This is a genomic window from Acetobacter sp. DmW_136 (genome assembly GCF_008690365.1).
In the GTDB taxonomy this organism is placed as follows: domain Bacteria; phylum Pseudomonadota; class Alphaproteobacteria; order Acetobacterales; family Acetobacteraceae; genus Acetobacter; species Acetobacter oryzifermentans.
Window position 1 is genome coordinate 36,954 of record NZ_VHON01000014.1, and the last position, 8,167, is coordinate 45,120.

An 8,167-nucleotide genomic window follows, 5' to 3' on the forward strand; every position below is an offset into this window, starting at 1 on the left:
ATCCTGCTGTTTGTCAGGACCATCGGAGAGGGCGCGTTTTCAGTCGTTCAACGCGTCTTTCAGGGCCTTGGCGGGCGTAAACGTCAGCTTGCGGGAGGCAGCGATCTGGATCTTGTCACCGGTCGCCGGATTGCGTCCTTCCCGGGCCGGCACGTCCTTGACCTTGAATTTGCCGAAGTCGGGCAGGGAGATCTCCTCGCCTTTTTTGGCTGCGGCGGTCATCGCCTCCACGAGCGCATCGAGCACCTTGCGGGTGTCGGTCTTGCTGGCGTCGGTTGTCTCGGCGATCTGATCGACCAGTTCGGAAATTTTCATGTGCAATGCCTTCTGTAGGAATGGTTCAGGCGTAAGCCTCGCAAAACCGTTACGAAGAGATTGTGGCGGCTTCAAGCCCCGCGTGCCCCGGATGTGCGGCAGCGGAGAGGGAAAGGGTGGTTCTGAACCGGGTGGTTCCGGTGCGGGAGAGGGAGGCGTGCCGGGACCGTCCGTCTTTTTTCCCCGGAGACTTCCGTCATGGATTGGCCTGTAACCCCTATCGGTGAGACGAGCGGTCACGCCGCCGCACGACTGCTTCTCGCCCATCTCGAACGCGGTGAGAAACTGGACGCCAGCCGGTTGCGCCAGGCGATGGAGAGCGCCTTCAAGGCCCCTGATGCGACAGGCGCGTGGGACTGGAAAATGGCTTATGACGCTGCCGAAGCCGCGTCCGTCCTGTTCCTGCGCCGCTATGGACCGGCCCTGATGGCCCGCGCCTCGGGCGATGCGGATCTCCTCACCAGCATTGCACGGCTTGCGTCCCTTATGCCCTCGCAGACGCGTCGGTCGGACGACAGCCAGACCTGGCAGCAGTTCTCAACGCCTCTGCCACTGGCGTTCTGCCTGATGCGGGCGGCGGGTCTCGCGCGCGGCGAGCACGTACTCGAACCGTCCGCCGGGACCGGTCTTCTGGCCATCTTCGCCGAACTGGCCGGTGCCTCGTTGACCCTCAATGAATTGGCGCCGGGCCGTGCTGACCTGCTGGCAGCGCTCTTTCCGGCAGCCCGCCTGTTCCGGCATGACGCCGCACAGATCCACGACTATCTGCCGCAGAGCATTCAGCCGGATGTGGTCATTATGAATCCGCCCTTCTCGGCGACGGTGCATGTGGCCGGTCGCTCACCTGACACGACCTTCCGGCACATCGCCTCAGCACTGGACCGGTTGCGGCCCGGTGGTCGGCTGGTCGCCCTGACCGGCCTGTCCTTCTGCCCTGATAACCCGCGCTGGACCGATGGTTTCTCCACCCTTCAGGCCAAAGCCCGTCTGGTGTTTTCGGCGGGTGTCGCGGGGCCGCTCTATCGGCAGCATGGCACGAGCGTTGAAACGCGGCTTCTGGTGTTCGATCGCACACCTGCTTCCGAGCCATCGCACTTCATCGCGGCCCACGGCACGGCCCCGGATTTTCCGACCCTGCTGGGCTGGATCACCGGTGATCTGCCGTCCCGTCAGCCGCAGACGCGCCAATCGTCGCCAGTGTTACGCTCTGCTGCTCTTTCTTCGCCTCGCACTGTGCGTGGCTATATCGGGCGTAAGGCCGCCGCCGCACCGCGTCACAGGACGGTCCCGGAGATGCAGGACGTACTTCTGTCATATGACATCCTGCCGTCGGATGAGCATGGAACCGCGGCGACACGTCTGTCTGATGCCCTGTATGAGGATTATCGTCTCCAGACCCTCGCAATTCCCGGCGCCCGGCCGCATCCCACCAAATTGGTCCAGTCGGCTGCCATGGCCTCGGTGCGCCCGCCCGGGCCTTCCCACAAGCCAACCCTCCCTGATCCCGTCATCCATGACGGCCTGCTCTCCGACGCCCAACTGGAATCCGTCATCTATGCTGGCCAGGCCCATGATCGCTTTCTGGCAGGTCGGTGGAAAGCCGATCACACATGGGACATCCTCACCCGTGTCGGTGAGGACGATCCCGATGGTGTCCGGTTCCGCCGGGGCTGGTTCCTTGGCGATGGCACCGGCACCGGAAAAGGCCGCCAGGTCGCGGGTATCATTCTGGACAACTGGCTCAACGGCCGCAGGCGCGCGGTCTGGGTGTCGAAGTCGGACAAACTGCTCGAAGACGCGCAGCGCGACTGGTCGGCGCTGGGAATGGAACGGCTTCTGGTCACACCTCAGTCGCGCTTTTCGCAGGGCACCACCATCCGTCTGACCGAGGGCATCCTGTTTACCACCTATGCCACGCTCCGGACGGAAGAGCGTGGCGCGAAAGCCTCCCGCGTCCAGCAGATCGTCGAGTGGCTGGGGGCTGATTTCGACGGGGTCATCATCTTCGATGAAGCCCACTCCATGCAGAATGCCGCCGGCAGCAAAGGGCAGCGGGGCGATCAGGAAGCCTCCCTGCAGGGGCGTGCCGGACTACGACTGCAACATGCCCTGCCGGACACGCGGGTGGTGTATGTCTCCGCCACGGGTGCGACCTCGGTCCACAATCTGGCCTATGCCCAGCGTCTGGGCCTCTGGGGCGGGGAGGATTGCCCCTTCGTCACGCGGGCCGATTTCATTGCCGCCATCGAGGCCGGCGGTGTGGCGGCCATGGAGGTGCTGGCGCGCGACCTCAAGGCCATGGGGCTCTATACCGCCCGGTCGCTCTCCTATGACGGTGTCGAATATGAACTGGTCGAGCATCAGCTCACGCCAGAACAGATCCGCATTTACGATGCCTTCGCCCAGGCGTTCATGGTCATTCATAACAATCTCGATGCCGCCATGCAGGCCGCCAACATCACCGGAACGGACGGTACGCTGAACCGGCAGGCCAAGGCCGCAGCCCGCTCGGCCTTCGAGAGCACGAAACAGCGGTTTTTCAACCATCTGATCACGGCCATGAAAACCGTGACCCTGATCCGCGCGATCGAACGCGATCTGGCCGAGGGCCATGCAGCCGTCATCCAGCTTGTTTCAACGGGGGAGGCCCTGACCGAACGGCGGCTGGCCGAGATCTCGCCGGAAGACTGGAATGATTTGCGGATCGATGTGACGCCAAGGGAATACGTCCTTGGGTATCTGGAACATTCCTTCCCGGTCCAGCTTTACGAACCCTATAGCGACGGGTCGGATCATGTGTATTCACGGCCGGTCTTTCACGATGGCAAGCCTGTCCTGAGCCGTGAGGCCGTGGCCCGGCGGGATGCGATGATCGAACAGCTTGCAGCCCTCCCGGCACTGCCTGGCGCGCTTGATCAGATCATCCAGCATTTTGGCACCGATGCAGTAGCCGAGGTGACCGGCCGCTCGCGGCGCGTGGTGCGCAAGGGGGATCGGCTTGCCGTGGAAAGCCGACCCGCCGCCGCCAGCCTGATCGAGACCCAGGCGTTCATGGATGACGCCAAGCGCATTCTGGTCTTCTCGGATGCCGGAGGCACCGGCCGGTCCTATCACGCCGAACTTTCCGCTGCGAACCGGCGTCTGCGGGTGCATTATCTGCTGGAACCCGGCTGGAAGGCGGATGCCGCCATTCAGGGGCTGGGTCGCACCAACCGGACCAATCAGGCGCAGCCGCCTCTGTTCCGGCCGATTGCCACGGACGTAAAAGCGGAAAAACGCTTTCTCTCCACCATCGCCCGCCGGCTGGACACGCTGGGCGCCATGACCCGGGGCCAGCGCCAGACGGGCGGGCAGGGGCTGTTTCGCCCGGAGGACAATCTCGAAAGTCCCTATGCGCGCGATGCGCTGCGGCAGTTTTACCGTCTTCTCGCCCGGGAGAAGGTCGAAGGCTGCACACTGGCGCAATTCGAGGATGCGACGGGTCTGTCCCTGGTCGATGATACGGGCCTGAAAGACAAGCTTCCGCCGATTTCCACGTTCCTCAACCGGATGCTTGCCCTGCCGGTGGCGCTGCAGAACCTGCTCTTCGCGACGTTCGAGGATCTGCTGGCAGGCCGTGTCGAGGCGGCAGTGGCGGCGGGTGTCTATGATGCGGGTCTGGAAACCCTGCGCGCAGACAGTTTCACCATTCTCGCGCGCCAGACCATTCACACCCATGCGGAAACCGGCGCGGACACGGAATTGCTGACCATCCGGGAACGCCGGCGGTCAGAACCCGTTACGTTGTCGCAAGCACTGGCTCTGGGACGGGAGCGGGAGTCCGGTCTTGTGCGCAATACCCAGTCCGGGCGGGTCGCGGTGCGTGTTCCTGCACCCGGTCTGGTGACGGAAGACGGGGAGTTCGAGTGGCGTGTCCGGCTGGTCAGGCCCATGGACACGCAGATCCTCTCGCGTGACGCCTTCGCGGCGAGCCACTGGAAGCCTGTGGATGAGGACACCTTCGCGGCCTTGTGGGAGGCGGATCTGCGCACGGTCGATGAATTCGTCGAGACCGAGTTCCATATGGTGACGGGGCTGCTGTTGCCGGTCTGGAAAAGCCTGCCGACGGACCATGCACGGGTCTACCGGTTGCAGACCGATGACGGTGAGCGCGTGCTTGGCCGGCGCGTGCCCGTGGCATGGGCCACCAGTGCCGGGGCGACTGGCAGTCTGTCGCCGTCCGGGCAGGACGCACGCACAGCCTTGCTGGACGGCGGAACGGTCCTGCATCTGGCCGAACGGATGCAGGTGCGGCGGGTCCGTGTGATGGGGCGGCCGCGGATCGAACTGACCGGCTTTACCGAAGGGATGCGGGAACGTTTGCGGGCCTACGGCCTGTTTTCGGAAATCATCTCGTGGACATTGCGGTTTTTCGTGCCGGTCGATGAGGCGGGCGATAAGGTTCTGGAACGGCTCTTCGAAACCTGGCCGATTGAGCGCGTGACGGAAAGGGAGGCGGCATGATGGCGGAGCATGATGCACGGGACCTGTCACGCCGTCTGGCGGAGAACGCCGAGGCGGTGTGCCGTCATTACCTCTCGGCCGGGCGACGGCATGGCAATTACTGGCTGGTCGGCGATGTTCGTAACACCCCCGGCCGCTCGCTTTATGTCCGCCTGCATGGCCCTTCGGAAGGGCGCGGGGCCGCCGGGCGCTGGACGGATGCCAGCACCGGTGCGTTCGGCGATCTGCTCGACCTGATCCGTGATTGCCTCGGTCTGATCGAATTCCGCGACGTTGCTGACGAGGCGCGCAGCTTTCTGGCGCTGCCTCAGCCTGAACCTGACCGGGCGGCGGATCGCCCGCGAACGTCCCCGTCGCACCGGCCCGGGACGGGAGGCAGCAGCACGGACGCCGCACGCCGCCTGTGGGATGCCAGCCGGCCCCTGTCCGGTGTCGCGGCTGTCTATCTGCGGGGACGCGATCTGACGCGCTGTTCCCCTTTGGCTGCCCTGCGTTTTCACCCCGACTGCTACTATCGCGCTGATGCCGACAGTCCGCCCGAGACCTGGCCCGCGATGATCGCCGCCGTCACCGATCTCGGAGGTCGCGTCACCGGCGTTCATCGCACCTGGCTGGCGTGCGATGGACGCGGCAAGGCGCCTGTCGCCATACCCCGTCGGGCGATGGGCGATCTGCTCGGCCATGCCGTGCGTTTTGGCGCAGCCTCTGACGCTCTGGCGGCAGGCGAGGGGATCGAAACGGTGCTGTCGCTCCGCGAGGTCATGCCCGATCTGCCACTGGCCGCCTGCCTGTCCTCGGCGCATCTCGCCGCCATGGCGTTTCCGCCTGCCCTGCGCCGCCTCTACGTGCTGCGCGATGACGACCCGGCCGGCGACCATGCGGTGACGACCCTGCTCGCCCGGACGCAGGAGGCCGGGATCGAGTGCCTTGTGCTGTCACCGCGTCTGGCGGATTTCAACGATGATCTGCGCTATCTCGGGCGCGGGGCGATGCGGGCGATCCTGCATCCCCAGCTTGCCCCGCAGGACGTGGCGCGGTTCCTGCAACCCGTCGCGCACTGAGGCGGGCCGGGAAGGGGGTGTGGGGGCATCGTTTTTCCTTGTCGTGCGGGGCTGTCCTGCCTTGCTTCCGGGTGGGGCACGCCCGCGGGCCTTTTAAGAGGGGGAGCGGGCGTCAGCCAGGCCGGGCCTGCAATGGCGGAGCCGGCTATTTTCCGCCGCGCCCTCACACCCCACGCGGCAGGCCGCGTGGGGACCCCGGTTCGGTGCGCTTTGCATCGCGAAGCAAAATAGCCGTCTCCCTGCCATCCTCCACTGCGTTCCGGCCGCGCGTGGCGCGGTTCCGGTCCGGCCTTCGTCTGCCGCTATCCGCCCCTGGAAAGGCCGCGAGGGGCGCGGCCGAGACCGGAGGACAGACCCATGACCCGCACACAGGACGATTTCGAACCCGCACACGCTACCTCTTCCACCGCCCATGTGCTGGCGGAACTCCAGCTTTATGGCCACCGTCCCTTCGAGGACGAGCCGGACCCGAGGCCCTTGCCTGACGCCAGCCAGATCGAGGGCGCGGTCGCTGACATCTTCGATGCCCTGTCAGCCACGCTGACCGACACGCGGCTGGAACCCGATCTCGAACCGCTGCTCTGGTCCACGGTCAACGTCTTTCACCGCATGGTCGGGCAGGTCGAACGGGATCTCGATCGCAACGAGGCAGCGCAGAAGCGCAGCCAGCAGGAACAGGATGGCAGCGAGATCCGCTCGGTGGAACTGGAACGTCTCATCGCCGAGGGCCTGACCCTGCTGGAGCGACGCAACGCTTACGAGATATTCCGCGACCTCGCCTGCGACCAGTTTGAACGTCTGACCATGTCGCCCTGGCGACCGCGTTCCGGTTCGCTGGTCAGCCGCAGCACCCTGACGGCGTCGATGATCGATAGCCGCGATTTCCTCAACGCCCGCCGCAAGGCCGAAGCCGAACTGCTCGTGCCTCCCGGGCCAAAGGTCGCGGTCACTGGCGGCCTCGATTACGAGGACCATATCCTGATCTGGAACCGGCTGGACAAGGTGCGCGAGAAGCACCCCGACATGGTGCTGCTGCACGGAGGTTCCCCCAAGGGCGCGGAATTCATCGCTTCCCGCTGGGCCGATCACCGGCAGGTCGCGCAGATCGCCTTCAAACCGGACTGGAACCGGCACGGCAAGGCTGCCCCGTTCCGGCGGAACGACGCCCTGCTGAAAGTCCTGCCCGTCGGGGTCATGGTATTTCCGGGATCGGGCATTCAGGACAATCTGGCCGACAAGGCGAAGCAGATGGGCATCCCGGTCTGGCGGTTCCGCAAGGACAGTGGCGCGTGAGCGCCATCGTTCTCCAAGAAGGGTATATCAACATCCGTGGTGAGAAGAGTTTATTCTTTCGATATGCTTTTATAAATGCAGGAGATGCTCTGAACGCCGCTATAGGCACCGTCGATATGAAATGGTTTCCCCTCTTCGCAAAGAAGACGCCGATAATAGTCGCCATCTCCCGATACTCGACCCGTGCCTATTTCGGGAACTGGCTGAATTTTTTTGATTTCAATCCGATGTCCGGAATAGCAGGTATGTGCCTTGAATTCTTTGTCCAGATCCTCCGCGCTCCTGTTCTTTCCGATCTCGTTTACAGCATCGACAGAACAGGACGATACGCTCTGAGCACTCGCCGCAGATATATTGGCCAGCATAAATCCAGAAAAAATGGGAAGAACGAAAAGACCGGCCTTCATGATAACGAGTTCCTCTTTTCTATACGAAAGCATTGAGTCGATCGCACAATGTAGAAATGCAAAATAGAGATATATCAACATATGACTTCGATAAAGTGCGCCTTCGCAACCTGTTTCCACACTGAAGGAGATTAAGCCGGACTGCCCCACCCCTCACGCCGGACTGGAGGAGGGAAGAACTTTTCCCCGTTCCGGCTGCGGGGACGATGGATGAGGGAGGCGGTGGTCCCCTTCCGCGTCGGTGAACAGGTCGAAACTGCAGTGGCGAAGCAGGGATCGTCCAGCGGACAACTGGCTGCCCAGCCTTCGTTGAAACGACGGGTCCATAGAATGCGGCTCGAACCGTTTGTAGCAGGGACGCGGCAGATAGGGGCGGGTGTCTCTAGCCGCGATCCGCGCCAACAGCAGGTAAGACGGTCGCACCGGGCGAGCGCGATATCCTCCTATGTCGCACGTTCCCCACCTGTCGGACCGGTCATGCCGGCATCGTCTCTCCATGGGCTGGCGGGTCCGCACACCATGGCCTCTGTCGGATGGCTGATCTAGCCGAAGACCGGCTGCGCCTCGATCGGCTGGCCGCAACGGCGT

General features: G+C 63.9%; 5 protein-coding genes. 3 read left to right on the forward strand and 2 right to left on the reverse strand.

Annotated features, from left to right (window positions below):
* Positions 1–39: 39 nt before the first annotated feature.
* Positions 40–315, reverse strand: a complete 276-nt coding sequence (locus FKW31_RS06185) for an HU family DNA-binding protein (RefSeq protein WP_035378684.1) — start codon at positions 313–315, stop codon at positions 40–42.
* Between the two features lie 198 nt (positions 316–513).
* Between FKW31_RS06185 and FKW31_RS06190 the strand changes: the two genes are divergently transcribed.
* From FKW31_RS06190 to FKW31_RS06200, 3 genes are all read left to right on the forward strand, one after another.
* Complete coding sequence (locus FKW31_RS06190; RefSeq protein ID WP_035378682.1) at positions 514–4,818, forward strand: bifunctional class I SAM-dependent methyltransferase/DEAD/DEAH box helicase; 4,305 nt, start codon at positions 514–516, stop codon at positions 4,816–4,818.
* Positions 4,818–5,879, forward strand: coding sequence for a toprim domain-containing protein (locus FKW31_RS06195; RefSeq protein ID WP_035378747.1), 1,062 nt, complete (start codon positions 4,818–4,820; stop codon positions 5,877–5,879). Before FKW31_RS06190 ends, FKW31_RS06195 begins: the two co-directional genes overlap by 1 nt.
* A gap of 357 nt (positions 5,880–6,236) precedes the next feature.
* Positions 6,237–7,172 (forward strand): DUF2493 domain-containing protein, encoded by a 936-nt coding sequence (locus tag FKW31_RS06200; protein WP_035378681.1) that lies wholly within the window; start codon positions 6,237–6,239, stop codon positions 7,170–7,172.
* 50 nt (positions 7,173–7,222) lie between these two features.
* Here the strand turns inward: FKW31_RS06200 and FKW31_RS06205 are convergent, their stop codons facing one another.
* On the reverse strand, positions 7,223–7,579 hold the full coding sequence (locus FKW31_RS06205) for a hypothetical protein (protein WP_123809148.1): 357 nt from the start codon (positions 7,577–7,579) through the stop codon (positions 7,223–7,225).
* Between the last annotated feature and the right edge of the window lie 588 nt (positions 7,580–8,167).

Excerpts from the sequence above, each read along its gene's own strand:
- FKW31_RS06190 (WP_035378682.1), top strand. The coding sequence starts at position 514 with ATGGATTGGCCTGTAACCCCTATCGGTGAGACGAGCGGTCACGCCGCC.
- FKW31_RS06195 (WP_035378747.1), top strand. The coding sequence starts at position 4,818 with ATGGCGGAGCATGATGCACGGGACCTGTCACGCCGTCTGGCGGAGAAC.
- FKW31_RS06200 (WP_035378681.1), top strand. The coding sequence starts at position 6,237 with ATGACCCGCACACAGGACGATTTCGAACCCGCACACGCTACCTCTTCC.
- FKW31_RS06205 (WP_123809148.1), bottom strand. The coding sequence starts at position 7,579 with ATGAAGGCCGGTCTTTTCGTTCTTCCCATTTTTTCTGGATTTATGCTG.
- FKW31_RS06185 (WP_035378684.1), bottom strand. The coding sequence starts at position 315 with ATGAAAATTTCCGAACTGGTCGATCAGATCGCCGAGACAACCGACGCC.